Here is a 25,746-nt window from a genome sequence, read left to right as displayed (position 1 = left end):
CTAATTATTTTACAAGGTTTATATATGAGCATCTACAGAGAGTACGACATACGAGGAATATACAAAAAAGAGCTAAATAAAGAGAGTGTCACAAAAATAGGCTATGGGCTTGCATCTAAAATAGAGGGCGAATATGTGGCAGTGGGTTATGATGCCAGAAACCACTCGCCGATTCTTTTTGAGTATCTGGTGGCAGGGCTCAATGCAGGCGGGAAAAAAGTGCTTGACATGGGGCTTGTGCCGACACCGGTAAACTACTTTACAAATTATCAGGAGTGGGATGGCATTGTGCCTTCGGCTTCTGTTATGATAACAGGTTCGCATAATCCGAGTGAATACAACGGTTTTAAGATTACGGTAGACAAAGCGCCTTTTTTTGGGGAAGATATTTATGCGCTTGGGCGTGAGTGCGAGACGATGCAAATGCCGCCAAAAGTACCAAGAGATGTGAGTAAAATCAAGGCGAAAGAGCGTTATATAGATTTTATGGTCAATGAATTTCAACACCTTAAAGGGTTGCAAACAAAGATTGTTTATGATTGCGGCAATGGTGTAGCAGGTGTTGTGCTGCCTGAAATCTTTGAAAAACTCGCATTACATGTAAAGGGAATATATGTAGAGCCTGACGGAACTTTTCCAAACCATCATCCTGATCCTTCGGTAGAGGAAAATCTCAAAGATGTCAAAGCCCTGCTTGAAAAAGAGGGGGATATTGCTTTTGCGTATGACGGGGATGCAGACCGTATAGCGGTGCTTACGCATAAGAACAACATCAAAGGCGATATGATGGCACTTTTATATGCCATGAAGATGGACAAGCCGACCGTTGTAGGAGAAGTGAAATGCTCACAGGTGATGTATGATGAGTTGGAGCGTCGTGGTGCCAAGGCTGTGATGTATAAAACAGGACATTCAAATCTCAAAGTAAAAATGAAAGAAATCAATGCTGATTTGGCATGTGAGGTGAGCGGGCATGTTTTTTTTAAAAACCGTTATTTCGGCTATGATGATGCGATTTATGCAACACTCAGAATGTTGGAACTGGTACATGAGGGGATAGATTTAGATGCAGAACTTGCCAAACTCCCGCAAGTCTATTCTACCGAAGAAATTAAAGTAGAAACAACAGAAGCACAGAAATTTAAAATCATAGAAAAAGTAAAAGAACTGCTTAAAAATCCGCCTGCCGATTTTCCTGTTATAAAAGATATGATAGACGTGGACGGTGTACGCATCAACTTTGAAAAAGGCTGGGGGCTTGTACGGGCGAGTAACACAACACCGGTTTTAGTGACGCGATTTGAATCAACAGACAAAGAGGAAGCCAAACGCTATGAAAATGCAATCAATGATTTAATAGCCCAGGCAAAAGAAAGTTTATAATTTATATGTATAATAAAGATTAGTTAATCTTAATTAGGTAGAATTCCTGTAAAAAATACGGAGTTTTGCCAATGCTTTACTATACAATGCTTTTTCTTGCTTTTCTTTACTTTAAAATTGCCCGCGTTTACAAAAAAGAAGAAAAATCCAATCTCAATATGAATATTCAAAACACTCTTGTTTTTATTGCTATCGTGGCTTTGCTTGTGTATGGTTTTACCCATAAAACATGGTACACAGTTTTACTTGCTGCTTATCTTTTTCTTATTCTCGCTTCACTCATGGTTTCTGCTGTCCAGGTAGGTGTTTTTATAGAAGGAAAACCTTTTGTAAAGCTCAGTCATTTATATAGGTTTTTGGCACCTATAGGCATGCTTCTTTGGTTTGCCGATATATATTTATGGGGCATTTAACAACGAATTTGTTATAATGTTTTCATTGATAAACTTAAGGAAATTTTTATGAAAACTCATACACTTTTGATGCCTCTGGATATGCACCTGCACCTTCGTGACGGTGTAATGCTTGAAAATGTAGCGCCCTTGACGGCATACAGTTACAGCGGGGCCATAGTGATGCCCAATCTTGTGCCTCCTGTTGAGACAAGAGAAGATCTTTTGGCGTACAGAGAGCGGATTATGGCGGCTGTGCCAAATGATTATTTTGAACCCTACATGACACTGTTTTATAAAAATTATGATAAAGCTTTTTTAGAAAGCATAGTAGATGAAATAACAGCGATTAAACTCTATCCTGCGGGAATTACTACAAATTCAGAGGGCGGTGTCAGCTCTTTTGATATAGAAGAGATGCGTACTACTTTGGAGACGATGAGCAGTTTGGGTATTCCTTTATGCGTGCACGGTGAGACGGATGGTTTTGTGATGGACAGAGAAGCGGAGTTTATGAGTATTTATGAGCTTTTGGCACAGAATTTTCCTGATTTGAAAATTATAATGGAGCATATTACAACCAAAGAAGCAGTTGCCATGCTGGACAAATATCCGAATTTGTATGCGACGATTACTGTACATCACCTGCTGTTAACGCTGGATGATGTCATCGGCGGATTGATGCGGCCGCACCTTTTTTGCAAACCGATTGCCAAAAGACCGGAAGATTTGGATGCACTTTTAAGTGTAGCGCTTGAAGCGCATCCAAAAGTAATGTTCGGATCAGATTCTGCGCCGCATCCTCAGCATAAAAAAGAGTCCTGTGGCTGTGCGGCGGGTATTTTTACCGCACCGATTTCACTACAGCTTCTGACAGAAATATTTGATCAGTTTGACAAGTTGGATAATTTACAGGCATTTGTCAGTGACAATGCACAAAATATTTACGGAATCTGTCCTGAGTTTAAAGAAGTGACGCTTGAAAAAAGACCCTTTGTAGTTCCCCAGAACTATGCAGGAGTTGTGCCTATGTATGCGGGTGAAACGATAGGATGGGCTATAGAGAGTGTCGATTAAAATACTGCTGCTTGAAGATGACCTTCTTTTTGGGGAGACCCTGGTGGACTTACTCGAGGAAGAGGGGTATGAAGTGCTTCATTATCCAAACGGGCAGGATGCTCTTGATGCCACCTATGATACAAAGTTTGATATTTATCTTTTGGATATCAATGTGCCTCTTATAGACGGTATTTCTCTGCTCGGTGATTTACGCTCTGCCCAGGATGAAACACCTGCCATTTTTCTAACTTCGCATAAAGAAAAAGAGATGCTTCATCGTGGTTTTGTAAGCGGTTGTGATGACTTTTTAACAAAACCTTTTGACAATGCAGAACTTTTATTTCGCATACAGGCGCTTATAAAAAGAACCAAGATAAAAGAAGCGGAATGTATAGGTGAACTGTGTCATGACAAGCTGCATAAATGTATTTATTATAATAAAACGGTTTTGGAACTTTCAAAAAAAGAGTATGAACTTTTAGCATTGCTGATGAATCATGTCAACTCTCCTGTACCAAAAGAGCTGATATATGAAGAGTTGTGGACAACGGCTGACGGAGGAGGAAGTGATGGCGCTATACGCGTCTATATAAACAGACTCAAACAATTACTGCCTACTATGTGCATAGAAAATATTCGCGGCATCGGATACAAACTTGTTTCGTAATCTTCGAATAATTATCTTTATTTATTACTTTTTTACTGTAGCAGGTTTTTTACTGCTCGGATACTACTTTCTTAACGTATTACATGTAGAGAATCTTTATATGTTTGCTTTTATTGTTCTTTGTATTGTTATACTTTCAGGAGTATTTATATCCAAACTTGCAGTTGATCCCTTGGCTGAGTATGTTCAAGAGTTGCAAAACCTTTCAAAAGAGACCCTCCATGAGCTTAATCTGCCTATCAGCACCATTACAACAACGACACAGCTTTTAGGTAAAAATTGCCATGATGAGAAAATACTCAAACGCATTGGACGTATAAATACAGCCTGTATGATGCTTAAAGAGCGTTATAATGAATTGGATTATCTGATTAAGATGCAGACAAATCAAAAGATAAAAGAGGAGTTTTTTGTTGATGAGTTAGTCAAACAGAGAGTTGGCTTTGTAAAAAAAATATATCCTCAAATGAAATTTAATCTTGTGTTGGAAAAAATGCCTGTATTGAGCGATCAAAAAGGTTTGGGAAAAGTAATTGACAATATTATTGATAATGGGGTAAAATACTCAGGCACTTCAAGAAATATAGATATTGAGGTAAAAAACAACAGTATAAAAATAAAAGATTACGGAATAGGGATGGATGAGGTTGAACTTGTTCGTATTTTTGACAACTATTACCAGTCAAATAAAAATATGCAGGGTTTTGGCATAGGATTAAATCTTGTCAAAAGATTTTGCGAAAGAAACAATATAGAATTACTGTTGCAGTCATCAAAAAATATTGGAACAACAGTAGAATTAAAATTTAAACAGGAATATGAATGCAAATAACAAATGATATAATGACATATGCAGAACAGGCCCTTGATTATGGTGTTATGGGAACCTTGATTCTTATGAGTATTGTCACTTTGTGGCTTTTTATTGAGAGAATGATGTTTTACAAGAGTGTACGTATAGAAGATTATAAACACAGAGACAATTTAGAACTTGACTTAACGGACAATATCAATGTCATCAGTGCAATAGGAACAAATGCACCCTATGTGGGTCTGCTTGGAACAGTCATCGGTATTATGATCACTTTTTATACTTTGGGTGATTTGGGTGCAGTAGATGCAAAAAAAATCATGATAGGACTCGCTCTTGCACTCAAAGCTACGGCGATGGGACTTGTTGTGGCTATGCCGGCTATTGTAGCCTATACAATTCTTCTTCGTAAAGTTGAAAGAATTTTAACAAAGTTTGATGTGGCCCATGAAGTGTAAAAAACAGTTTAAAAAGTTTGACCAGATCAATGTCATTCCTTTTATAGATATTATGCTTGTTCTGCTTGTCATGGTGCTGACAACAGCTACTTTTATAAAGCAGGGCGTTATTCCCGTGAATTTGCCAGAAGCAAAAGCAACAGAAAAAGAAGATACGAAAAAAGAGGTGACGGTTTATGTGAATGCAAAAAGTGAGATATTTTTTGACAAAGAGAAAGTAAACCTTAAAGAGTTACAACAAAAACTTTCTGCTGTTTCCAAAGACCAGACGGTAGTGCTTCGAAGTGACAAAGAGTCCAAGTTTCAGGACTTTGTAAATGTGATGGATATTTTAAAGAAACTGGGACACGAACAGTTGTATATAGTTACGAAAGAGTAGTTTTACATTCAGAGGTGCCCTTTAGTAATTTGTCTGCAGCAGTTTAAACTTTTTTTCTTTTACAGATGTTTTTTTGTTTGCAGCCTGTGGCTTTTTTAATTCAGGTGCTTTTGTATTAAAACTCTTTTTTTCTATTTTTTTTGCATCTTCTTGAAAGAGTGTTGAAGCGAAGAAAAATAAAATCATTATTATGACAACACTTGCATAAAGTAAAATATAGTTTTTTATATGCCCAGACTCAAACGGGTTTTCAATCTTCATCTAAACAAAAACCTTCATCGATTTTAATTTTTCATTTTCAATGCTTGTCTGTTCTATTTGTGAGATTAAGTCTTTATCTATGAAAGCGGCTGCGTGTTTTTGCACCAAAGAAACCAGTGTGGCATAGGAACTCAAATCGACTGTTTTTTTTCGTAAGGCAGAGTGTGTGATAAAGTTTAATATATTTTCATCTTTGAGCAAAGGGATGTTTTTGAGAATGTTTTGTGTCATCAACTCATTAAGAGCATCATCATGAAGAAGTACATTGTCAACGTTGGCTTTTGCGATTTTTTTGTCAAGACCATGTTCAAAAAGTTTTTTGCTGACTTTTGCTCTAAAACTGTTTGTGCTTTTTGTGTGAATGGTTCCCTGCAGATCTATTTTTGGTAAAACACCACCAAATGCAATATTTCCTATAAAGACTGTTATTATGAAAATTTTATTACTCATCTGTTTTCCTTTCGTTATGTATAAGTGTAGTCATTATAAGACAATAAATTATAAATCAGCTCTTTTTTTGCATAAATTGTAACCATAGGCAATCAATTCTTCTGCTTTGTCGAAGTCAAAAGTGTTGCACAGGTTTCTGGGTATATCTATTTCTATATCAGAAGGATAAGCTGCAAGTTTCATACGGGCGAGTGCTCCCTGGAGTGTTTCAAAAGATTTGTTTGCAATGCTGTACATATTGTCTTCTTTGACAAATGTATCGGGTAATGAGAGAGTCTTCAGATAGTGTTGCAGTTTTTGCCGTATTGGAGTGTCAGTTTTTTTACGTTTTTTTATTGGCATATCAGGAGCAGCTTCAGCACCCAGGTTTACCGAAATAGTAAGGTCTGTATCATCATGAAATGTCGGCGCAATAGGTACCGGATTGAGTACCCCGCCGTCAACAAGTTTTTTTCCTGATGATGTGATAAAAGGAGTGAAAAAAAGAGGCAGAGAGATGGATGCTCTAATGGCACTTAATAAAGAACCACTGTTAATCCATACTTCTTTCTCAGCTTCTATATCTGTACAGACAGCTGTAAATTTTATATCTAAAGATTCGATGAGGCAGTCGCCGACAAGGTTTTCAAGCTTTTGCATCAGTTTCTGTCCTGATACAAGACCGCCTGAACCTTTAAAGTCAAGCAGTTTTAGCATTTCAAGAGTATCTATCTGCTTGAGCCACTCTTCATAAATATGCAGCACTCCGGCTGCATAAAATCCACCGACGAGTGCACCGATAGAACATCCTGAAACAGATTTTATTTCGTAATCGTTTTCTTCGAGGTATCTGATGATGCCAATGTGGGCTAGACCACGGGCACCACCGCTTCCAAGAACCAAGGAGACAGTTTTTTTACTCACTGCTTCTTACATCATTCCCGGCATTCCCATTTGCGGAGGCATTCCTCCTCCCATATCTGCTGCAGGAGCTTCTTCTTTTGGAATTTCAAAAATTGCCGCTTCTGTAGTGAGGAGCAGGCTTGAAACGGAAGTCGCATTTGTAAGCGCAACACGTTCAACTTTAAACGGATCGATAATACCCGCTTCAAACATATCTACATATTCACCTGTTGCCGCATTGAAACCAATATTTTCATTTTCTGCATTTTGAATTGCATTGACAACAACACCTGTGTCAAATCCTGCATTTTGTGCAATCTGTTTTATAGGAGCTTTCACGGCACGTAATATAATCTCAGCACCGATTTTTTGATCGCCTTCAAGGTTATCAATATTTACTTTTGCAGCAGCATGAACCAGTGCCGCTCCACCACCGATGACTATACCTTCTTCAACAGCTGCTTTTGTAGCCGAAAGCGCATCATCAACACGGTCTTTTTTCTCTTTCATTTCAGTCTCAGTTGCAGCACCGACTTTGATGACGGCTACACCACCGCTGAGTTTTGCAAGACGTTCTTGCAGTTTTTCTTTATCATACTCGCTGGAAGTTGCTTCAATCTGTGTTTTTATTTCAGATATACGGGCTTTGACAGCTTCTTCACTTCCTGCACCGTCAACGATGACTGTATTGTCTTTGTCTATGACAACACGTGATGCCTGGCCAAGCATAGAAATTTCTGCACCCTCCAAAGTATAACCGGTTTCTTCAGAAATTACAGTACCGCCTGTCAATGTTGCAATATCTTGCAGCATTGCTTTTCTTCTGTCTCCAAAGCCTGGTGCTTTTACAGCGGAAATGTTGAGTACACCGCGAAGTTTGTTCACAACAAGAGTTGAAAGTGCTTCACCCTCTACATCTTCAGCGATAATAAGTAAAGGACGGTTTGTCTTTTGTACCTGTTCTAAAACCGGCAGCAGATCTTTGAGTGATGCAATTTTACTGTCAACCAGTAAGATATAAGGATTCTCGATTTCTGCTGTCATTTTTTCAGTATTTGTAATGAAATACGGGCTTAAATATCCACGGTCAAACTGCATACCTTCAACAACATCAAGCTCATCTACGATACCTTTTGCCTCTTCAACAGTAATTACACCGTCCTGACCGACTTTTTCCATAGCTTCTGCTATCATGTTTCCTATTTTTGCATCGGAGTTTGCAGAAATAGTTGCAACCTGTGCAATTTCATTTTTGTCTTTAATAGATTTCGATGCGGCTTTTAGGTGCTCCAAAATTGAATCACATGCTTTGTCCATTCCGCGTTTTACTTCAACAGGGTTTGCACCTGCAGTGATGTTTCTAAGCCCTTCGCTGAAAATCGCATTTGCAAGCACTGTTGCCGTTGTTGTTCCGTCTCCGGCTTCATCCGCAGTGTTTGAAGCAACTTCTTTTACAAGTTGTGCTCCCATGTTTTCCAGGTTGTCCTGTAGCTCAATTTCACGGGCAACAGATACACCGTCTTTTGTGATACTAGGCGCACCATAGCTTTTTTGTATCAAAACATTACGACCGCGAGGTCCCATTGTCACTTTTACCGCATCTGTGAGTTTTTCAACTCCGCGTGCCAGTTTGTTTCTTGCGTTATCTGAAAATATTATCTCTTTTGCCATTTGTTAAACTCCTTATATTTTTTAATTTTTTTTACTTAACCAATGATTCCGAAAATATCATCAACATCTATTACTATATATAAATCACCATCAAGTGTAACCTCATTTCCGGAGTATTTACCAAAAATAACTTCATCACCTTTTTTTAGCTCACTCACCTCTGAACTTACTGCTACAATTTCCCCGCGAGAAGGCTTCTCTTTTGCATTATCAGGAATAATAATACCTGAACTCGTAGTATTAGCCTCTTCAACACGTTTAACCAATACTCTTTTTCCTAAAGGTGTAAAATTCATTATATCTCCTTACAAATATGATTAATTTATGAGAAGAATATTACAAGAAAAAAGTAAAAATGTCAATACCTTTAGTCATATTGACTAAGCTTATCTTATTCTTACATATAAAGTTTTTTGAAAAGTTGCTGTATGTGTCCAAATTACTCAATTAAAAGCCTGTTTTAGTAAAAATAAAGTTTAATATATGTATAATTCCACCCTCTTAAACGATGTCAGGGTAGCTCAGCTGGTTAGAGCACTGGTCTCATAAGCCGGGGGTCGGGGTTCAAGTCCCCCCTCTGACACCATTTTTAAGATAATTTTACACATTCCGGATTAGCTCAGCGGTAGAGTAGGTGACTGTTAATCACTTGGTCACTGGTTCGAATCCAGTATCCGGAGCCACATCAATTATAACCCCTTATATACAAAGTTTCCAACAAATTTATTTACTCACAGTATTTTTTTCAAGACTCATCGGTATTTGCCTGTTTTTTATCAATTTCTGCTAGCATAACACAGAACAAAGGATCATAATTATGAAAACACTTTATATAATAAGACATGCTAAATCGAGTTGGAAAAATATGGATTTGGATGATTTTTACAGGCCTTTAAACAAAAGAGGCAGGCATGATGCTCCAATGATGGGCGAAAGACTTCGCAAAAAAAAGAGTATGCCTGATCTTATTTTGTCGAGTCCTGCAAAACGAGCGAAGATGACGGCAGAGAGTATTGCAAAGAAGGTTCACTATAATAAAAAGAAAATTGTTTATGACCAAAATATTTATGAAGCTGACGTGAGTACGTTGGAAGATATACTTATGGATATTGACGACAAATACAATACCGTGTTTTTGGTAGGACATAATCCGGGGCTGAATGAATTAGCAGAGCATTATGCCGGTTATACAGAAAATTTGCCAACCTGCGGCATTGTCAGTATTGCTTTTACATGTAAACAATGGAAAGATATAGATAGTGACAATGCCAAGTTGCTATTTATTGATTATCCGAAAAAATAAAAAAACTTTTATAAAGAAAAATTACTTTTTATAAAGTATGCTTATTTTGCTAATAAATACTATACTGAGATAATTAATAGTTCAAAGGAATATTTTATGTATACGGTACAAATGGAAGAAGAGTGTGAGTGTTTTAAAAAAAGTGAATACGAAAACAATGTTACATTTCAAACACAGCAAGAAGCATATAAGTATGCAAATATAGTAGCTGAACTTATGAATGAAGAGTTCTGCGGGAAACACACTTTTGATGCACAGCTGGCCGAAGGCGATATGTTTGTAATAAGAGTGGCTTTGAATGCTACCGCGGTTTCTGGTTGCAGCACAGGTGTGAGTTGTGATGTTGGCTGTGAATCTACCGATGACTGGTCTCTTGAATCAACACAGAAGTCCAATGGCGGCAGCTGCGGCAGTGGATGTGGTTGTGCTTAAACACAACTATTTTGATATAATAAAAAAAATAGAATCTACAGGCAGACTAAAAGAGAGAGAGTATTAATGAAAAAAGCATTTACATTACTGGAACTGGTATTTGTAATAGTTGTGATTGGGATATTGGCTGCTGTTATTCTCCCCAGAGTAAAGACAAACCCGGTTGCCGAAGCAGCTGTTCATTTACTTTCACAAATCAGATATACACAGCATTTGGCAATCATAGATGACAAGTTTACCCAAAGTAATACTTGGTACAAAGACCGGTGGCAAATTGTTTTGAATGGCAACAGGTTTTCCATAGTGAGTGATAATAACACAAGATTTGCAAAAGATCCGCAAACTGACACTGATATAAGTAGTGTAGTTTTAAAAGGGGTAACTTCAGTTACAACTTCTGGCGGCTGTGCCAATCAGTCTATAATCAGTTTCGATCATTTAGGCAGACCGCTTGTCGGAAGTCTTGCCGCAACAACGGCTGCATATACTGCAACGGGTAATAATGGTGCACTTTTAACCGTTGATTGTAATCTTACACTTGCAAACGGCAGTGATGAAAATGTTACTATAACTATCAGACCGGAAACAGGATATGCGAGTATTGAACCGTGAAGCGTACTTACGCTCCACCACCAATTTCGGCATGCAGGTCAAGATAATGTTTGTCATTTCGGGGCATAGTATCACTCATATCACGGGCTTCTTCAAGTGCTTTGATAACTTCATCGAGTTTTTCATAAGGCAAATGTACTTTCCAGTCATGGTCGTCATCCCCTTCAAGTGAAATTCCTATACTAACGACGGGACTGCTGAAGTCACCATACGGTTGTTCAATATGAGCAACACTTATCTCTCCATACCTTGAATTCGGCAACTGAATTGTAGCTATTGATAATGCTGATTTAGGCATCTCTTCTCCTTAATTGTCAAGAGCACATAATAATCATAAAAAGTTATTCTTTCTGATTCAAATGGCTTGTATAAAATCTTATCAAATAAGACTGAAAATCTTTTCTTAAATAATATTTAATTATTTAACTACAGTAAAATAAACCGGAGATTATAAATAATTATATATCAGATTTTATTATATTATAAGAATTTAAATAATTATGATAATCATTCATATAAAAAGAGGATCTAAAGTCAGTCAGTATGCCCCTGCACGCAGTATATATAAAAAAAGGAATCTATAAGTATGCTTTTATTTGAAGAAATAAAATTAGATTGGTTTTTTAAATTTTAGAATTCGTTTAATTTCAGTATATTGTACATAGACTTTGAAAAACTCTTTACTGAGTGCATGTCATTGATTGCCATAGTCGTCACATCAGATTTGATACTATGGTTTCTTGCAATATCTTTTATTATGAGAGTGCTTTTTCTGTAAGCATCCGCAATTCTTTTGTAAATTTCATCCATCTCTTTCATGGAATCTTCATCTCCCTGGATGGCTTTGTTAAAAGCCTGAATATTTTTGAGTATTTGATAGCGTATGTTTTTGTAAAACTGCTGTTCTTCCTTTGTATGTGCATTATAAAAATAATCCAAATCATACAGCATATCTTTTATGACTTTAGCGGCAGTGGCAAGATAATTGACTTCTTTTATGAGTCTGTTTAGCTTATCATTGTACTCTTCATCATTATTGACAGCAGAAAGTTCAGAGGCATAACGGTATATTTCACCTTCCAAAAGACGTATTTTTTCATATACTTTTTCAAATTCTACATTAAAACTGTGGGTGTATTTATCTAAAATTTTATCTATCGCCATATGCTCGTCAAGAACTTTTGACGGAGGCACATTGATGGCAAGCAGGGCAAACTCCTGAACTTTTTTCAAAAGATGCTCTATCTCTTTTTTGAGTGCTTCTATAGCAATTTGTGGAACTTCTGTAGATACATTACATATAAATTTTGTAACTTTGTCCTGTGCCTGGTGAAAGTATTTTTGTGTAAATGCCGTTAAAAATGATATAAAAGGATACCAGATAAGAACGCCCAGTATGTTAAACAAGGTATGAAAAATTGCAATTTTTATAACGCCGTCTGTATGCGGAAATGCAAAATTTACCAAACTAATCAATTGATATAAAAAGAGTAAACTGATAACTCCGGTTGAGACATTGAAAAGCAAATGGGCCAGTGCCACTCTTTTTTTATCCGCAATACCGCCAATACTGCCAAGTAAAGCTGTTACGGTTGTTCCTATATTTGTTCCAATTACAAAAGCAGCTGCAGCTTCAAAACCGATTACATGTGTGTAAAGCGCACTTTGTGCAATGGCTATGGAAGCTGAACTTGATTGTATGACAGCGGTTAAAGCGAGTCCTATTAAAGCATACCAGTAGGGTGTCGAAAACTGATATGCGGTCATATCAAAGTTTTGGGCACTGTCACTAAAACTCTCTTTCATCCCCTCAAGCCCTAAAAATATAAGACCAAAACCAACCAAAACACCAAAATAGTTTTTCCATTTGGATGTGTCAGAACTTAAGACCTGTCCCATGCCTCCTATTCCTATAACAGCATAGGAGAGCAGTTTTATATCCATGTTAAAGCCGATAACAGCAACAATCCATGCGGTGACAGTTGTTCCTATATTGCTTCCGAGTATAATGGCTATACTGCTTTGCAAACTCATCAGCTGGGCTCCGACAAGAGAAAGAGCCATAAGTGTCACTACGGAAGAGCTTTGAAATACAGCTGTGGAAAAGATTCCTGTAAGCAGGCTTTTAAAATGTGTTTTTGTTGCATTTTGGACAAATCGCTTAAAAGCATACCCTGCGGAAGATTTGATTTGTTCTTCAAGGTAAAGCATTCCGAAGAGGAAAAGTCCCAAACCGGAAAAGGCTTCAATCCAAATCTTATAATGCTCCATCTAGTGTCCGTTGCCAGGTTGACGCTTTCTTTTCAGATTGTCGGCGGGAACATAAAATTCTAAATTTCCGACCTTTTTAACCATGACAGCATTACATGTAAGCAAATTGTTCAGGTTCTCTCTGCTTTTTTCATCAAAAAGCAGAGCAATATCCTCCGGAGTCAAAGGACGCTTGTCTAAAGTATTGAGTACATCTTCTTTTGTATAATAGGAGTTGTTTGGCTCTGCATGGAGCCGTGAAGCTATATGGATGGGTAAATCGGCATCAAACATAAGGGCTATGGTATGCAGCTCTTTGTAGCTTATTCCTGTCACAGGGTAGGCCGGAGGTCTGTCTATCGTACCGATATCTACTCTCTGACATTTTATTTTATGCAAAACTTCATTTAGTTTTTGTATCTCCTCTTTTGTATCATTCAAGCCATGTACAAAGAGAATCTCTATAAAAAGTTTTCCTCGATATTCTTGAGAAAAATCTATAACTTTTTGGACAACATTTTCTATCTTGATAGAAGGATGGGGTCTGTCTATCTTTTTAAATATTTCATGGCTTACAGCATCAAGAGAAAGTTTTACCTGGTCAAGTTTTAAAAGGGAGTTGAAAACTTTTTCATTAACAAGCGTAGCACTGTTTGTCAGTATCAATGTTTGAGTATCTTCTTTTATCTCATTTATAGCATCAATAAGTCTGTCAAGGTGAGGGTAGAGTGTAGGTTCTCCATTGGCAGTCAGTGTTATGACATCTATTTTATCATGAAGGTGTTTACGTAGTTCAGTAATAATTTCATCAACTGAAACGATAAGTGTCTGTTCTTTCACTGTCGCGCTTGGTGCCAGTTCGCAGTAAAGACAGTCAAAATTGCACTGTTTTGCTGATGGTGAAAGATCCACACCCAAACTCATACCGAAACGGCGTGAGTTGACAGGTCCGAAGATAATATTATTTTTTGCTGACACGGTGGCACTCTTGTATGAAGTGCTTTGCATTTTCAACAGGAACATCCGGAAGGATTCCGTGACCCAGGTTGAATATATGGCGTTTTCCCTGCATAGTTTTTTGAATCTCTTCTACCGCCTCAGTCGTTGCCTCTTTTGAGTACAGACGGCATGGTTCCATATTGCCCTGAAGAACATATTTGTCACCGAGTTTTTCTTTGGCCAGTTCCATAGGTGTGGACCAGTCAACACCGAAAACATCGAAATTGCCGTATATTTTATCTAAAAATGCCGGAATGCCTTTGGGAAACATAATTACAGGAATATGGGGATATTTTTCTTTTAGATATTCGGCAATTTCTACCATATATTTCCAGGAAAACTCATCATATTTGTTTGGCTCAATCGCAGCAGCCCATGAGTCAAAAATCTGTACAACATCTATGCCTGCTTCTATCTGTTTTTGCATGTAAAGTTTTACGACCTCAGTCACTTTTGCAAGAATTTTGTGCAGAAGTTCAGGGTTTGAATACATCATTTTTTTGCACACATTGTATGTTTTTGTTCCCTGTCCTTCTATCATATATGTTGCAAGTGTCCACGGTGAACCTGTAAAACCAATAAGTGCTTTGTCTTGGGCAAGCTTTGTTTTAATGAGTTTGATGGTGTCATACACATAGGTAAGTTTGCTCGCAGCTTCTTCCCCGCCTGTGAGTCTGTCTATATCTTCTTCGTTTTTAATCGGGTCAGAAAATTTCGGGCCTTCTCCTTTGACAAATGACAAATCCATACCCATTTCATCAGGAATTACAAGGATATCGCTAAAGAGTATAGCCGCATCAACACCAACTATATCTACAGGCTGAAGAGTGACTTCACAGGCCATTTCCGGATTGTGACAAAGATTTAAAAAATCTCCTGCTTTGGCACGTACTGCCATATACTCCGGCAGATAACGCCCCGCCTGTCTCATCATCCATACAGGAGTGTATGGTGTCTCTTTCCCAAAACATGCATCTACAAATATTTTATTTTTTATTCCCATTTTTTTTCCTTAGTGATTGTGTCCGACTTTACTTAAAAAATACAAACCGACAGCAACGGCAGTAATAGATAAAGCCAAATAGAGTAATTCTAACGGTGTCTGGTAGCTTGCAAGTCCCACTTTTTTAAAGAAGCCTACAACCAAAACCATCACAATTACTTTGGATATTTTGTCTTTGAGCTGATCAAGCGAGTGAATAGACAAAATTTTGTTTTCTCTCGTAGTATCTTCTCTCGCCGCATCAATATCCGAGATAAACAATTCATACAATCCGAAAGAAAACAACAGCATAACAACGCCGATAAGATATAAATCCACGGCACCTATAATTCCACCGACAACCAGTTCATGAAAGTGCTCCGGGTGATGATGGTTGACATAGGTGTTGATAACAAGTTTAGCTGTATCATATATGTTAAAACTTGCAACAATAAAAAGCGCTACAGCTCCGATCAGACCGAAAATTACGGCCATTAAAACCATAAAGCGCGAACTCCAGAGTCCGCTTTCAAAGATTTTTTCAATCATTTACGATCCTTCTTCCATCTCTATCCATTTTTGGGCAATTCTTACTGCATTTGTAGCAGCGCCTACTCTTAAATTGTCTGCAACGACAAACATATGCAGCATATTGTTTGAAAAGAGGTCATTTCTGATACGCCCGACAAATGTTTCATTTTTGTCTATGCATGCAGCAGGCATAGGATAGAGTGCTTCATCAGGATTGTCCAAAACCACTATGTTGGGTGCTTTTTTCAGTATTTCTCTTGCTTCGTTTGCATCTATTTTAGAATCAAAAGTCATAGTGATTGATTCTGCATGACCGCGAAGAGTAGGTACACGAACACAGGTAGCGCTCAGAGCAATTTCTTTGTGCATGATTTTTGTTGTCTCGTTCACCATTTTCATCTCTTCTTTCGTGTAACCGTTGTCTGTAAATACATCAATTTGAGGGATGACATTGAGTGCAATCTGATGGTTGAATGCCTTGTGCTCTGCTTCATCGAGTTGAAAAGCAAAAAATGCCTGCATTTGACTGACAAGTTCCTCCATGGCAGATTTTCCTGCACCGCTGGTTGCCTGGTATGTATCAACATCAACACGAACCAAATCATATGCTTCGTCAAGAGGTTTGAGTGCCTGTACCATTTGGATAGTGGAACAGTTTGGGTTGGCTATGATTCCTGTTTCTTTCCATTGCGCAATATCCTGAGGATTGACCTCAGGGACAACAAGAGGAACATTAGGATCCATTCTGAAGTGAGAGGTGTTGTCTATAACAACGGCACCTGCTGCAACTGCGGAAGGGGCAAATTCTGCGCTGACACTGCCTCCGGCACTAAAGAGGGCAATATCCACCCCTTCTTTTTCAAAGACATCATGTGTCAGTTCTATAATATCAAAGCTTTCCTTGTTAAACTCTACCTGCTTGCCGACGCTTCTTGCACTTGCAAGCGGTACCAGTTTTTTAAGAGGAAAATCAATCTCTTCCAATACTCTTAAAATCTCTTCACCGACAGCACCGTTTGCACCGACAACAGCTACATTATATTTTTTCATTCAATTTTCTCCTGTTCTATTTTCTGTTATTTAAAAAAAGTTCGTCTTTTTGAATTTCACTGGTTTCACTGAGTATGACAGAACGCTCCACTACTGAAAGCAACTCTCGAATATTTCCGGGCCAGGTATATGATAAAAGCTCACTTTCTGCCTCAGCAGAGAGCCTTTTTGTATCAAAACCATACTTTTGACAGTTGTGTGCAATCATCTTTTGTGCAATTTCCAATATTTCGTCTTTTCTTTCTCTCAAAGGTGGAATATGGAGAGGAATTGTATTGAGTCTGTAATACAGGTCCTCTCTGAATTCTCCTTTTTTTATCTTCTCGTTTAAATTTGCGTTTGTTGCCGAAACGACGCGTATGTCTATTTTAATGGCTTTTGCAGAGCCAAGTCTGCGCACCTCTTTTTCCTGTATGGCCCGAAGCAGCTTTGCCTGAACACCATAGGGCATTTCCCCTATCTCATCCAAAAAGAGTGTTCCTCCGTTTGCCAGTTCAAACTGTCCCGCTTTAGCTTCGGTCGCATCGGTAAATGCCCCCTTTTCAAAGCCAAAAAGCTCACTCTCTATCAAGTTCTCAGGAATTGCCGCCATATTGATAGCAATAAAGGGTTTTTTTGCTCTTGGAGAGTTTTTGTGTATATAAGAAGCAAAAACTTCTTTGCCGACACCGCTTTCTCCCAAAAGCAAAATACTTGCATCTGTTTTGGAAGCCTTTTGGGCAATGCCTAAAACTTTTGTAAGTGCTTCAGACGAGCCCAAAAAATCATTCGTCGTTTTTTTGCTTTTTTGCGCCGATTTTTTTACTTTTTGGACAACTGCCTCGCGTTTAATCGCATCGACAAGCGTGTCTACATCAAAAGGTTTGAGCAAAAAATCTTTGACACCAAGATGGATAGATTCAATAGCCCGACTCAGTGTTGCATTCCCTGTCATGATAATAACTTCGTATCTGCCGCCCAGTTCTTTGACAAATTCTATGCCGTCCATTCCGGGCATATTGATATCGGTAATGACCAGATCAAAACTGTCATCAAGGACTTTAAGTGCATCTTTGGCATTTTTAAATGTTTTTACTCTAAACTCTTTGTAATCGCCCATAGCAATTTCAAGAGATTTACGCATATTGATATCATCTTCGACTATGGCTATTTTCACAAAAAGTCCTGTTTTTATTCGGCTATTTTAAAGCTGATATTCTAACAAAATTATCATTAAAATCGACTTTGAAGCATTGTGTGAAAAAAGTAATTGTGGTATTTGTGTGTGAATTGACTGTATCAAAAGAGTCATAACTCTTTACATGTAGTCCGAGTTTTTGGAAAAAATCAATCATTTTTTCTTTTTTTTCTTTTATGAACTTTTCAAATGTTTTATTGTTTTCTTTTTGAAAGATTACAGATTGACTGATGCTGCCAGAACAGGACTGCATTGCTTTTGAAACAAGAATTTGTTCATTATAAAGTTGAAAATCTTTTACCACATATTTATAGGATATGTAGTAAAAGTCAGCGTATGCTAAAGTAGAAAGTAGAATAAAATTAACGAATAATATCCGCATATTTAAGCTTTATTTCCATTTCTACTTGACATAGACCATCTTTAAAGCTTGTCTCTACTATATTAGTATTTCTTAAACATGCTGCCACATGTGTACGAATTGTTGATTTTTTAATCATCATATTCTTCACATAATCATTTCCCTCTACGTACACACCTTTTACTTTTTCTGCAATAAGACGATATGCATCTGCTATGGCAGCTCTTTTTGCTAAGGCTAAGGCTTGTGCTGGTGAACATGCTCCATTGCATGGTGCAACACCTTGCCCTACAACGCTGATTCTGAGCGGTTTGTTACACTGCAGAACTTGTGTGTTCTTAGGTAGTGTCGGTAATGTTTTTTTTGCTGTTTGAATAGTTTTTACTTTTTGTTTCACTATCGGCGGCTTTTGTGCATTACATTGTTTAGTAGTGTTGTAACTTCTGTATGTTCTATCTATATATGAATGACCACATTCGTCAGTGCCACACTGTTGTTTATAGGCACAGGCTGAAAATCCTAATGCTAAGATAGCAATAACACTTCCTGTAATGATATTTTTTTTCATGCTAAGTTCCTCTTTATTAAGTAGTATTTGACTTTTAGCAATTACTATTCCAAGTCTAAAGAAGGGGATGTGTCTTCCTCATCCTCTTCGCTTTTTTCTTCTTTCGGACAGCGTGAAATACTGACAACTTCATCCCCTTTTACTATATAGACCCCGGAAGTGTTTCTGCTTGATTTGGAGATCGTCTGCATATCAACACGTATCATTTTACCGGCTTTTGTGAGCGCCATCATATCCATGCCCTCATCTACCATTAGGCAGCCGACAATATGTTTGCCTGTTTTTGCAGTCATTTTCATGGCAATGACACCGGAACCGCCACGGTTTGTCAGTCTGTATTCTCCTGCATCCGTACGTTTTCCTATCCCTTTTTCAGCGACAATCAAAATCTCCTGATCATCACTTGCTATAATGTTTGCATCGACGACTTCATCACCTTCGTACTTGAACTTAATCCCTCTTACTCCACGTGTACTTCGTCCTTGTTCCCGGGTTTTTTCAATTTCAAATTTGATGCACTGTGCAAGTTTTGTCACAATAAAGAGGTATTTAATGCTTTTGTCCGCAATTTTTGCTGTAATGAGCGCATCATCATCATCAAGAACAATTGCTCTGACACCGTTGCTTCTGATATTGCTGAATTCGCTTAAATTTGTTCGTTTGACAATTCCGTTTTTTGTAAAGAAGACCAAAGATTTCTCTTCGCTGAAATCAGTTGTCGGAATAATAGACTGAATTTGCTCATCCGCCATTAAATTAAGTAAATTGACAACAGCTTTTCCTTTGGCTGTACGACTTCCTTCAGGTATACGATAGACTTTCAGCCAGTGGAGTTGTCCTCTGTCTGTCACAAAAAGGAGCGTATCGTGCGTATTACATGTAAAGAAGTTTTCTATAAAGTCATCTTCATAGGTTGTGACAGCAGTTTTTCCTTTGCCTCCGCGTTTTTGCTTTTCATAGCTTGCAAGCGGTACACGCTTGATGTATCCTCTGTGTGTAATTGTAACAACCATCGGTTCATTGGGAATCAGGTCTTCTATGTCTATATCATCATAGTCATCTTCGATGTCAGTTCTTCGTTTTGTGGTATATGTTTGTAAAATTTCATCAAATTCATCACCTATTATACCGTGCAGCACTTTTTCACTTTGTAGAATTGACTCAAGAAACTCAATTTGTTTCATAAGTTCTGCCAATTCATTTTCTATTTTTTCAATTTCAAGTCCTGTAAGACGACCAAGACGCATTGCAACAATGCTTGCAGCCTGGATTTCTGAAAAATCGAACTCTGTTACCAGGTTTTCTTTTGCTTCTTCTTCATTTGTGGAAGCACGGATAGTGCGAATGACTTTATCAATAATATCTATTGCTTTTTTCAAACCTTCCAAAATATGTGCACGCGCTTTTGCTTTTTCCAAATCAAAAATTGTACGACGGATAATAATAGTTTTTCGGTGGTTGATAAAATGCTTGAGTATGTCAATAAGACCAAAAATTCTTGGTTCCTGATTTAAAATGGAGAGCATTATGATACCGAAGGTTGTCTGCATTGCAGTTTGTTTAAATAAATTATTTAAAACAATTTCACTGATTGTGTCACGTTTGAGCTCAATGACAACGCGCATACCGTCCCGGTCGGACTCATCTCTGATTTCGCTTACCCCGTCTATCATCTTGTCTTTAACCAAATTGGCAACGTTTTCAATAAGACGGGCTTTGTTTACCTGATAAGGAAGTTCATCAATGACAATGACGTCTTTGTTTCCTTTTTTCTCAATATGTGTTTTTGCACGTACTTTTATACGGCCACGCCCTGTTTCATAGGCATCCATAATCCCTTTTTTCCCAAATATAATGCCGCCTGTCGGAAAATCAGGCGCTTTGATATGTTCCATGATTTCAGGAAGTGTAATATTGGGATTTTCCAGGAGTGCTTTGAGTCCGTTCATAATTTCAGTAGGGTTGTGGGGAGGAATGTTTGTTGCCATACCGACCGCAATCCCTGAAGAACCGTTTATTAAAAGGTTCGGCACACGTGTCGGCATTACATCCGGCTCTTTTGTTGTACCGTCATAGTTGTCTATCATATTGACAGTGTTCTTTTCCAAATCTTTTAAAAGTTCACCTGCATATTTTGTCATACGGGCTTCCGTATAACGCATTGCAGCAGCTGAGTCACCGTCAACCGAACCGAAGTTTCCCTGTCCGTCTACAAGTTCCATCCGCATGGAAAAATCCTGCGCCATTCGCACGAGTGCATCATAAACAGCTGTATCTCCGTGAGGGTGGTACTGACCGATAACATCACCGACGATACGTGCTGATTTTTTATACTTTGCACCAAATGAGAGATTGAGTTTGTCCATTGCATAAAGAATTCTTCTATGAACAGGTTTGAGCCCGTCTCTTACATCAGGCAGGGCACGACCGACAATAACACTCATAGAGTAATCAAGATAGCTGTTTTGAAGAGTTTCTTCTATATTTATACTTTGTATATCACCATTGTTTAACAAGTTGCTCATTGAAACACCTAAAATTTAAATTTATATATATTATCTTATTGTCGCTTAATAAAATGTTTAAAACTGATGAATTTTTGTGTAATTGAATAAATAATAGAGGAATCGTAAAAGCTGCTTAAAAATTAATCAGTTTAAGCTGAAAAAAAAGATGTAATTATTCTATACTTTGTTTTGAAAATATTCAACAAAAGGATTCACATGAAGAAATGGTTATTAGCATTTTTATTTGCTTTACCAACATTCGTATTTGCGGAGGATACAGCAACACTTGATACAGGTGATACAGCATGGATGATGATGTCAACTGCATTAGTATTATTGATGACACCTGCAGGTCTTGCACTGTTTTATGCAGGTATGACAAGAAGTAAAAATGTACTCAATACATACGCTATGGTTTTTGGAGCGTTTGTAGTTGCATTTGTCGTTTGGATTGCTGCCGGTTATTCTATAGCATTTGGTACAGCAGAGTCTGCCGCTGTTCAGAATGTAATGGGTGGATTCGGTAATGTCTTCTTAAACGGAATCAGCTGGCATGATTTAAGCGGAACATATCCTACCTATGTATTTGTGGCATTTCAGGGTACATTTGCAGCTATTACGGTAGCTATTGCTGCAGGTTCGGTTATAGAACGTATTAAATTCTCTACATGGCTGGTATTTGTGGCTCTTTGGGGACTTGTCGTGTATGCTCCTGTTGCTCATATGGTTTGGGGTGGAGACGGTGCTTATCTCTTTGATTTAGGTGCTTTAGACTTTGCCGGTGGTACAGTTGTCCATATGAATGGTGGTCTGGCCGGTTTGGTTCTTGCTGTTCTTGTTGGCAAACGTGTCGGATATCCTAAGTCTGCAATGAAACCTGCTACAGTGCTTTTGACTGCGCTTGGTGCAGCTCTTTTATGGTTTGGCTGGTACGGATTCAATGCAGGGTCTGCATTTGGAGCGAATGCCATTGCCGGTGTAGCACTCCTGACTACAACGATAGCAACTGCCGCAGCTGCTATTACATGGATGCTTGCTGAGTGGGTTATTTATAAAAAGCCTACATTGCTGGGACTTGCTACAGGTGCTGTTTCTGGACTTGTCGCTATTACGCCTGCTGCCGGATTTGTTGGTGTGGGTGGTGCTTTTATCGTTGGTATCGTTGGAACGCTCTTCGCTTTTTGGGGTGTGACTGTGCTTAAAAAGAAACTTGGTTATGATGACTCTTTGGATGCATTCGGTGTTCACTTTTTAGCTGGTTTGTTTGGTGCACTTGCAACCGGTCTTTTGGCTTTAAAAGACAATGACCTGTTATGGGACGGACCGCTGAAAGAATCAGGTGACAGAATAGGACAGTTTATTGTTCAGGTTGAGTCTGTTGTTATTGTTGGACTGTTCACTCTTATCGGTACTGTTGTTGTTTACTATGTTGCTACTGCATTGACTGGTGGTTCACGTGTAAGTGAAGATGAAGAAACAATGGGTCTGGATGAATCTGTTCAAGGTGAAAGATACATGAATAACTAATCTCTTTTTGGGATTAGTGTATTGATTTTGTAATCAAAAATGGTTACAATTGATAAATAATAAAACTTTGGAGTAGTGATAATGAAAAAAGTAGAAGCGGTTATCAAACCATTTAAACTGGAAGATGTAAAAGATGCACTGGCAGAAATCGGTATTGACGGTATGACAGTAAGTGAAGTAAAAGGCTATGGCCGTCAAAAAGGGCATAGCGAATTGTACCGCGGTGCCGAGTATGTGGTTGATTTTTTACCGAAAATAAAAATGGAAATGGTTGTTACAGCAGACATGGTAGAACAGGTTACGGCAACAATTGTTGAAGCAGCACGTACAGGTAAAATCGGAGACGGTAAGATTTTTGTAAGTGACATAGAAAAAATTATCAGAATTCGTACAGGTGAAACTGACGAGGAAGCTATCTAAACAATAATGCTTTCTCGGAACCGGTACTTCAGTACCGGCTGTTGCAATGTCTTGCCACTTTCAGCCAGGACTGAAGTCCGCGTTGCAAAAAAATGCTTAACTTAATGGCGGTATCCCACCCCCTTTGGCTTCGCTGGCCGCTATGGCACTCAAGCCGACTCCTTTACAAGGAGTAGAAAATCCACATATTGACTTCTTTAGCATTTAAAAATAATGATTTAATTTTTAAAATATAAAGATTTTGCTACACTCAGCTTTTAAGTTCAATTTAAACCCGAATTATGCAATAGAAAATAATAAGTAGGTTCTATGCTTGTGTCCAAGGGATGTTTAGAAAATTGTTGTGCCAACCTTTTTGGTTGGTCAATAATTTTATGAATGTGCCTTGGGTACAATGATAGAGACTTTCTTGAGTTTTCTGTTGCATAATCCGGGTTAAAGGTTTATAATGTCTGAAGCTGATTTCAAATACATACTGGATACTTTCTTTACACTTTTTTCTATGGTTTTGATTATTTTAATGGTTCCGGGTTTTGCCATGCTTGAAGCCGGACTGGTAAGAACAAAAAATGTCTCTTCTGTTTTGACGGTAAATACCATGATTTATGCGGTAGCATCTATGGCATTTTTACTTGTCGGCTACTCTCTTGCGTTTGGTTCCTGGGAAAACTCTTCTATGAGTATATGGGCGGCATTTTTGTTTCAGATGGCATTTGTCGGTAAAACTATAAATATTATGAGTGGTGGAGTGAGTGAGCGTGTAAAAATTATACCACTGATGATATTTACGGTTGTTATGGGTGCTGTTATTTATCCTTTGATTGTTAATGTAAGCTGGGGCGCTGATCTTCTTGCGGGAACAGTGTTGGATATTGACATGTATGATTTGGCAGGTTCAACTGTTATTCACTCCACCGGAGGCTGGGCATTGCTGGCTGCGATTTTGATTATGGGACCAAGAAAAGACAGATACAAAGACGGGAAAATAAAAGTGATACCTGCATCAAATGTACCGCTTGTGGTTCTTGGAGCACTTCTTTTATGGATAGGATGGTTCGGATTTAACGGTGGCAGTGTCGGTTCTATTTCAAGTATCGAAAATGCCGATACGGTTGCAAAAACGATTATGAATACAAATACGGCAGGTTTGGCGGGTGCAATCATTGCAGCTGTTATCATGTATGCACGCTATAAGCTTTTAGATATCACAATGATATTAAACGGTGCGCTTGGAGGGCTTGTTGCAATTACTGCAGGACCTGATTTGTATGACATGTACACACCAATCCTGATTGGTGCCATTGGCGGTGCACTTGTTGTTTTTGCTGTACCAATGTTTGACAAATTAAAACTTGATGATCCTGTAGGTGCACTTTCTGTTCACCTTGTCAACGGAATTTGGGGTACACTCGCTGTTGGTATTTTTGTTGATAAAGTGTCACTGATTTCACAACTCAAAGGGATTGTAGTCATCGGAGTTTTTGCATTTGTGAGTTCCTATATTGTTATTTACATTATCAACAAGATTGTTGCATTCAGAGCAGAGGATGATATTCAGGTAGAGGGGCTTGATGTCAATGAGGTTGGCGTTGAAGCCTATCCTGAATTTAAACGCGCCATTTAAAATAATGTATGCTTAATCACTCAAAGTCTCTTTTTCTTTCTTTGCTCGTTCATGCGCTTATTCTGCTGAGCCTGTTTGGTGTTTATAAGTATGTGGTCTCATCTGCCGCATTTGTTGAAGAAGAAAAAAGAGTGTGTGTAAATTTGAGATGTATCAAACAACAGGCTGAAGAAATACATAAGAAGAAAAAAGAGAGAAAAAAAGTTATCTCTGAAAAAAAAGTGAAAAAAGTCCCGCAACATAAAAAAGTGATTCCTCCCAAAAAACAAAAAACCCAACAAAAACCCAAGAAAATTAAGAAAAAAATTCCTTTAAAAAAACAGATTAAAAAGAAAGAAGAAACGATAAAAGAGGCGAAGATTGAAGAAAAGACAAAACCGGAAAAAAGAATAGAACAAACAGCAGCAGAAAAACCGGAAAAAAAAGTAGAAGAAGTCGTGAAAAACATGCCTGTTGCAGAAGAAAATCTTCGCAGGGAAAAGAGGACAAAAAAAACTGTTGAAAAAAAGGTGAGTGAGAAAGAAGCGTATTTGCAGGAAAATCTGGCACAGATTGCCCAATTGATAAAAGAAAACCTCTACTATCCGAGAATGGCACGTAAGCGAGGCATACAGGGTTCTGTTACTGTTCGCTTTATGCTGTTGAAAGATGCTACTGTTATACAAATTACAACAATATCTTCAAGCAGTGGTATCTTGACGCGTGCGGCGATTAAAACAATCGCTGAGCTTTCAGGAAAATTTCCAAAGCCGAAAACAGATATAATGTTGAGTGTACCGATTCGATACTCTTTACAATAACAGTTTTACTCAACAGGCTTGAAATACTCTTTTTGGGCACCGCAACCCGGACATTTCCAGTTCTCAGGAAGATCCTCAAAAGCTGTTCCGGGAGGAATGCCACTTTTTTCATCACCGATTTTCGGGTCATAAATATGACCGCAAAACACACATTTATATTTTTGCAATTTATCCATAACTGGCTCCTGTT

30 protein-coding genes and 2 tRNA genes are annotated in these 25,746 nt (G+C 38.1%); 16 read left to right on the top strand and 16 right to left on the bottom strand.

All coding sequences use genetic code 11. The features are described 5' to 3' along the window. Positions 1-24: 24 nt before the first annotated feature. From ETP70_RS08835 to exbD, 7 genes are all read left to right on the top strand, one after another. The gene (locus ETP70_RS08835; protein ID WP_151900839.1) at positions 25-1,383 is read left to right on the top strand and encodes a phosphomannomutase/phosphoglucomutase; all 1,359 of its coding nucleotides are present in this window, start codon (positions 25-27) and stop codon (positions 1,381-1,383) included. Positions 1,384-1,454: 71 nt separating this feature from the next. Beyond that, positions 1,455-1,796, top strand: a complete 342-nt coding sequence (locus ETP70_RS08830; RefSeq protein WP_151900838.1) for a hypothetical protein — start codon at positions 1,455-1,457, stop codon at positions 1,794-1,796. A 48-nt stretch (positions 1,797-1,844) separates the two neighbouring features. After that, the gene (pyrC, locus tag ETP70_RS08825) at positions 1,845-2,852 is read left to right on the top strand and encodes a dihydroorotase (protein WP_151900837.1); all 1,008 of its coding nucleotides are present in this window, start codon (positions 1,845-1,847) and stop codon (positions 2,850-2,852) included. Then, positions 2,842-3,501 carry a response regulator transcription factor gene (locus ETP70_RS08820; RefSeq protein ID WP_151900836.1) on the top strand — a complete coding sequence of 220 codons (660 nt, stop codon included), beginning with the start codon at positions 2,842-2,844 and terminating at the stop codon, positions 3,499-3,501. The genes pyrC and ETP70_RS08820 overlap by 11 nt, the downstream gene beginning before the upstream one ends. Positions 3,502-3,601: 100 nt before the next feature. After that, entirely contained in the window at positions 3,602-4,333 is a 732-nt protein-coding gene (locus tag ETP70_RS08815) for a sensor histidine kinase (protein WP_230973251.1), read from the top strand. Beyond that, positions 4,324-4,770, top strand: coding sequence for a TonB-system energizer ExbB (gene exbB / locus ETP70_RS08810; RefSeq protein ID WP_188109973.1), 447 nt, complete (start codon positions 4,324-4,326; stop codon positions 4,768-4,770). Before ETP70_RS08815 ends, exbB begins: the two co-directional genes overlap by 10 nt. Continuing rightward, positions 4,760-5,149: a TonB system transport protein ExbD gene (exbD, locus tag ETP70_RS08805; RefSeq protein ID WP_151900834.1), complete on the top strand. Its 390-nt coding sequence runs from the start codon at positions 4,760-4,762 to the stop codon at positions 5,147-5,149. The genes exbB and exbD overlap by 11 nt, the downstream gene beginning before the upstream one ends. A gap of 21 nt (positions 5,150-5,170) precedes the next feature. On the opposite strand, the gene ETP70_RS08800 is transcribed toward exbD, so the two are convergent. Genes ETP70_RS08800 through groES form a run of 5 tightly spaced genes read right to left on the bottom strand, consistent with a single transcriptional unit; the run spans position 5,171 to position 8,709 of the window. Then, entirely contained in the window at positions 5,171-5,410 is a 240-nt protein-coding gene (locus ETP70_RS08800) for a hypothetical protein (RefSeq protein ID WP_151900833.1), read from the bottom strand. Beyond that, positions 5,411-5,860 carry a hypothetical protein gene (locus ETP70_RS08795; protein ID WP_151900832.1) on the bottom strand — a complete coding sequence of 150 codons (450 nt, stop codon included), beginning with the start codon at positions 5,858-5,860 and terminating at the stop codon, positions 5,411-5,413. A gap of 48 nt (positions 5,861-5,908) precedes the next feature. Continuing rightward, a complete protein-coding gene (locus ETP70_RS08790) occupies positions 5,909-6,763 on the bottom strand; it encodes a patatin-like phospholipase family protein (protein WP_151900831.1) in 855 nt (284 codons plus the stop codon). A gap of 6 nt (positions 6,764-6,769) precedes the next feature. After that, positions 6,770-8,413: a chaperonin GroEL gene (gene groL, locus ETP70_RS08785; protein WP_151900830.1), complete on the bottom strand. Its 1,644-nt coding sequence runs from the start codon at positions 8,411-8,413 to the stop codon at positions 6,770-6,772. 35 nt (positions 8,414-8,448) lie between these two features. After that, complete coding sequence (gene groES, locus ETP70_RS08780; protein ID WP_151900829.1) at positions 8,449-8,709, bottom strand: co-chaperone GroES; 261 nt, start codon at positions 8,707-8,709, stop codon at positions 8,449-8,451. A gap of 214 nt (positions 8,710-8,923) precedes the next feature. On the opposite strand from groES, the gene ETP70_RS08775 reads away from it, so the two are divergent. The 5 genes from ETP70_RS08775 (at position 8,924) to ETP70_RS08755 (ending at position 10,760) form a co-directional block, all read left to right on the top strand. Beyond that, positions 8,924-8,999: transfer RNA gene (locus ETP70_RS08775), tRNA-Met, on the top strand. A gap of 22 nt (positions 9,000-9,021) precedes the next feature. Beyond that, positions 9,022-9,096: transfer RNA gene (locus tag ETP70_RS08770), tRNA-Asn, on the top strand. Between the two features lie 134 nt (positions 9,097-9,230). Further along, positions 9,231-9,716, top strand: coding sequence for a SixA phosphatase family protein (locus ETP70_RS08765; RefSeq protein WP_151900828.1), 486 nt, complete (start codon positions 9,231-9,233; stop codon positions 9,714-9,716). A gap of 96 nt (positions 9,717-9,812) precedes the next feature. Further along, complete coding sequence (locus tag ETP70_RS08760) at positions 9,813-10,148, top strand: hypothetical protein (RefSeq protein ID WP_151900827.1); 336 nt, start codon at positions 9,813-9,815, stop codon at positions 10,146-10,148. Between the two features lie 66 nt (positions 10,149-10,214). Further along, positions 10,215-10,760: a type II secretion system protein gene (locus ETP70_RS08755; protein ID WP_151900826.1), complete on the top strand. Its 546-nt coding sequence runs from the start codon at positions 10,215-10,217 to the stop codon at positions 10,758-10,760. A gap of 7 nt (positions 10,761-10,767) precedes the next feature. Here the strand turns inward: ETP70_RS08755 and ETP70_RS08750 are convergent, their stop codons facing one another. The 10 genes from ETP70_RS08750 to gyrA all read right to left on the bottom strand — a co-directional run bounded on the left by ETP70_RS08750 (position 10,768) and on the right by gyrA (position 21,203). Beyond that, positions 10,768-11,058, bottom strand: coding sequence for a hypothetical protein (locus tag ETP70_RS08750; RefSeq protein ID WP_151900825.1), 291 nt, complete (start codon positions 11,056-11,058; stop codon positions 10,768-10,770). A 332-nt stretch (positions 11,059-11,390) separates the two neighbouring features. Next, on the bottom strand, positions 11,391-13,031 hold the full coding sequence (locus tag ETP70_RS08745; protein ID WP_151900824.1) for a Na/Pi cotransporter family protein: 1,641 nt from the start codon (positions 13,029-13,031) through the stop codon (positions 11,391-11,393). Then, a complete protein-coding gene (locus ETP70_RS08740) occupies positions 13,032-13,988 on the bottom strand; it encodes a radical SAM protein (protein ID WP_230973250.1) in 957 nt (318 codons plus the stop codon). Further along, positions 13,972-15,012 carry a uroporphyrinogen decarboxylase gene (hemE, locus tag ETP70_RS08735; RefSeq protein ID WP_151900823.1) on the bottom strand — a complete coding sequence of 347 codons (1,041 nt, stop codon included), beginning with the start codon at positions 15,010-15,012 and terminating at the stop codon, positions 13,972-13,974. Before hemE ends, ETP70_RS08740 begins: the two co-directional genes overlap by 17 nt. Before the next feature lie 9 nt (positions 15,013-15,021). Further along, a complete protein-coding gene (locus ETP70_RS08730; protein WP_188109972.1) occupies positions 15,022-15,540 on the bottom strand; it encodes a YqhA family protein in 519 nt (172 codons plus the stop codon). Next, positions 15,541-16,572 carry an aspartate-semialdehyde dehydrogenase gene (locus ETP70_RS08725; RefSeq protein WP_151900822.1) on the bottom strand — a complete coding sequence of 344 codons (1,032 nt, stop codon included), beginning with the start codon at positions 16,570-16,572 and terminating at the stop codon, positions 15,541-15,543. It lies immediately after the preceding gene. Positions 16,573-16,588: 16 nt separating this feature from the next. Then, on the bottom strand, positions 16,589-17,728 hold the full coding sequence (locus tag ETP70_RS08720; RefSeq protein ID WP_151900821.1) for a sigma-54-dependent transcriptional regulator: 1,140 nt from the start codon (positions 17,726-17,728) through the stop codon (positions 16,589-16,591). Between the two features lie 22 nt (positions 17,729-17,750). Further along, positions 17,751-17,906, bottom strand: coding sequence for a hypothetical protein (locus tag ETP70_RS12430; protein ID WP_188109971.1), 156 nt, complete (start codon positions 17,904-17,906; stop codon positions 17,751-17,753). A gap of 205 nt (positions 17,907-18,111) precedes the next feature. Continuing rightward, positions 18,112-18,678 carry an LPP20 family lipoprotein gene (locus ETP70_RS08715; protein ID WP_151900820.1) on the bottom strand — a complete coding sequence of 189 codons (567 nt, stop codon included), beginning with the start codon at positions 18,676-18,678 and terminating at the stop codon, positions 18,112-18,114. A gap of 44 nt (positions 18,679-18,722) precedes the next feature. Continuing rightward, complete coding sequence (gene gyrA, locus ETP70_RS08710; RefSeq protein ID WP_151900819.1) at positions 18,723-21,203, bottom strand: DNA gyrase subunit A; 2,481 nt, start codon at positions 21,201-21,203, stop codon at positions 18,723-18,725. A gap of 198 nt (positions 21,204-21,401) precedes the next feature. Between gyrA and ETP70_RS08705 the strand changes: the two genes are divergently transcribed. The 4 genes from ETP70_RS08705 to ETP70_RS08690 all read left to right on the top strand — a co-directional run bounded on the left by ETP70_RS08705 (position 21,402) and on the right by ETP70_RS08690 (position 25,556). Further along, a complete protein-coding gene (locus tag ETP70_RS08705) occupies positions 21,402-22,712 on the top strand; it encodes an ammonium transporter (RefSeq protein WP_151900818.1) in 1,311 nt (436 codons plus the stop codon). An 81-nt stretch (positions 22,713-22,793) separates the two neighbouring features. Next, on the top strand, positions 22,794-23,132 hold the full coding sequence (locus ETP70_RS08700; RefSeq protein ID WP_151900817.1) for a P-II family nitrogen regulator: 339 nt from the start codon (positions 22,794-22,796) through the stop codon (positions 23,130-23,132). Positions 23,133-23,580: 448 nt separating this feature from the next. Next, positions 23,581-24,756 (top strand): ammonium transporter, encoded by a 1,176-nt coding sequence (locus tag ETP70_RS08695; protein ID WP_151900816.1) that lies wholly within the window; start codon positions 23,581-23,583, stop codon positions 24,754-24,756. 8 nt (positions 24,757-24,764) lie between these two features. After that, complete coding sequence (locus ETP70_RS08690) at positions 24,765-25,556, top strand: energy transducer TonB (protein ID WP_151900815.1); 792 nt, start codon at positions 24,765-24,767, stop codon at positions 25,554-25,556. Positions 25,557-25,561: 5 nt separating this feature from the next. Here the strand turns inward: ETP70_RS08690 and ETP70_RS08685 are convergent, their stop codons facing one another. Beyond that, positions 25,562-25,732 carry a rubredoxin gene (locus ETP70_RS08685; RefSeq protein WP_430739208.1) on the bottom strand — a complete coding sequence of 57 codons (171 nt, stop codon included), beginning with the start codon at positions 25,730-25,732 and terminating at the stop codon, positions 25,562-25,564. Positions 25,733-25,746 lie beyond the last annotated feature (14 nt).

The sequence above is a fragment of the Sulfurimonas hydrogeniphila genome, assembly GCF_009068765.1.
GTDB classification, from domain to species: Bacteria; Campylobacterota; Campylobacteria; order Campylobacterales; family Sulfurimonadaceae; genus Sulfurimonas; species Sulfurimonas hydrogeniphila.
The sequence above is the reverse complement of the archived record's forward strand: the minus strand, read 5'-3'. Positions and strand labels throughout refer to the sequence as shown.

Excerpts from the sequence above, each read along its gene's own strand:
- ETP70_RS08705 (WP_151900818.1), top strand. The coding sequence starts at position 21,402 with ATGAAGAAATGGTTATTAGCATTTTTATTTGCTTTACCAACATTCGTA.
- groL (WP_151900830.1), bottom strand. The coding sequence starts at position 8,413 with ATGGCAAAAGAGATAATATTTTCAGATAACGCAAGAAACAAACTGGCA.
- exbD (WP_151900834.1), top strand. The coding sequence starts at position 4,760 with ATGAAGTGTAAAAAACAGTTTAAAAAGTTTGACCAGATCAATGTCATT.
- pyrC (WP_151900837.1), top strand. The coding sequence starts at position 1,845 with ATGAAAACTCATACACTTTTGATGCCTCTGGATATGCACCTGCACCTT.
- ETP70_RS08765 (WP_151900828.1), top strand. The coding sequence starts at position 9,231 with ATGAAAACACTTTATATAATAAGACATGCTAAATCGAGTTGGAAAAAT.
- ETP70_RS08700 (WP_151900817.1), top strand. The coding sequence starts at position 22,794 with ATGAAAAAAGTAGAAGCGGTTATCAAACCATTTAAACTGGAAGATGTA.
- ETP70_RS08815 (WP_230973251.1), top strand. The coding sequence starts at position 3,602 with ATGTTTGCTTTTATTGTTCTTTGTATTGTTATACTTTCAGGAGTATTT.
- gyrA (WP_151900819.1), bottom strand. The coding sequence starts at position 21,203 with ATGAGCAACTTGTTAAACAATGGTGATATACAAAGTATAAATATAGAA.
- ETP70_RS08725 (WP_151900822.1), bottom strand. The coding sequence starts at position 16,572 with ATGAAAAAATATAATGTAGCTGTTGTCGGTGCAAACGGTGCTGTCGGT.
- ETP70_RS08830 (WP_151900838.1), top strand. The coding sequence starts at position 1,455 with ATGCTTTACTATACAATGCTTTTTCTTGCTTTTCTTTACTTTAAAATT.
- ETP70_RS08685 (WP_430739208.1), bottom strand. The coding sequence starts at position 25,732 with ATGGATAAATTGCAAAAATATAAATGTGTGTTTTGCGGTCATATTTAT.
- ETP70_RS08745 (WP_151900824.1), bottom strand. The coding sequence starts at position 13,031 with ATGGAGCATTATAAGATTTGGATTGAAGCCTTTTCCGGTTTGGGACTT.
- ETP70_RS08800 (WP_151900833.1), bottom strand. The coding sequence starts at position 5,410 with ATGAAGATTGAAAACCCGTTTGAGTCTGGGCATATAAAAAACTATATT.
- ETP70_RS08730 (WP_188109972.1), bottom strand. The coding sequence starts at position 15,540 with ATGATTGAAAAAATCTTTGAAAGCGGACTCTGGAGTTCGCGCTTTATG.
- ETP70_RS08795 (WP_151900832.1), bottom strand. The coding sequence starts at position 5,860 with ATGAGTAATAAAATTTTCATAATAACAGTCTTTATAGGAAATATTGCA.
- ETP70_RS08690 (WP_151900815.1), top strand. The coding sequence starts at position 24,765 with ATGCTTAATCACTCAAAGTCTCTTTTTCTTTCTTTGCTCGTTCATGCG.
- groES (WP_151900829.1), bottom strand. The coding sequence starts at position 8,709 with ATGAATTTTACACCTTTAGGAAAAAGAGTATTGGTTAAACGTGTTGAA.
- ETP70_RS08750 (WP_151900825.1), bottom strand. The coding sequence starts at position 11,058 with ATGCCTAAATCAGCATTATCAATAGCTACAATTCAGTTGCCGAATTCA.
- hemE (WP_151900823.1), bottom strand. The coding sequence starts at position 15,012 with ATGGGAATAAAAAATAAAATATTTGTAGATGCATGTTTTGGGAAAGAG.
- ETP70_RS08695 (WP_151900816.1), top strand. The coding sequence starts at position 23,581 with ATGTCTGAAGCTGATTTCAAATACATACTGGATACTTTCTTTACACTT.
- ETP70_RS08835 (WP_151900839.1), top strand. The coding sequence starts at position 25 with ATGAGCATCTACAGAGAGTACGACATACGAGGAATATACAAAAAAGAG.
- ETP70_RS08755 (WP_151900826.1), top strand. The coding sequence starts at position 10,215 with ATGAAAAAAGCATTTACATTACTGGAACTGGTATTTGTAATAGTTGTG.
- exbB (WP_188109973.1), top strand. The coding sequence starts at position 4,324 with ATGCAAATAACAAATGATATAATGACATATGCAGAACAGGCCCTTGAT.
- ETP70_RS12430 (WP_188109971.1), bottom strand. The coding sequence starts at position 17,906 with ATGATTGATTTTTTCCAAAAACTCGGACTACATGTAAAGAGTTATGAC.
- ETP70_RS08715 (WP_151900820.1), bottom strand. The coding sequence starts at position 18,678 with ATGAAAAAAAATATCATTACAGGAAGTGTTATTGCTATCTTAGCATTA.
- ETP70_RS08760 (WP_151900827.1), top strand. The coding sequence starts at position 9,813 with ATGTATACGGTACAAATGGAAGAAGAGTGTGAGTGTTTTAAAAAAAGT.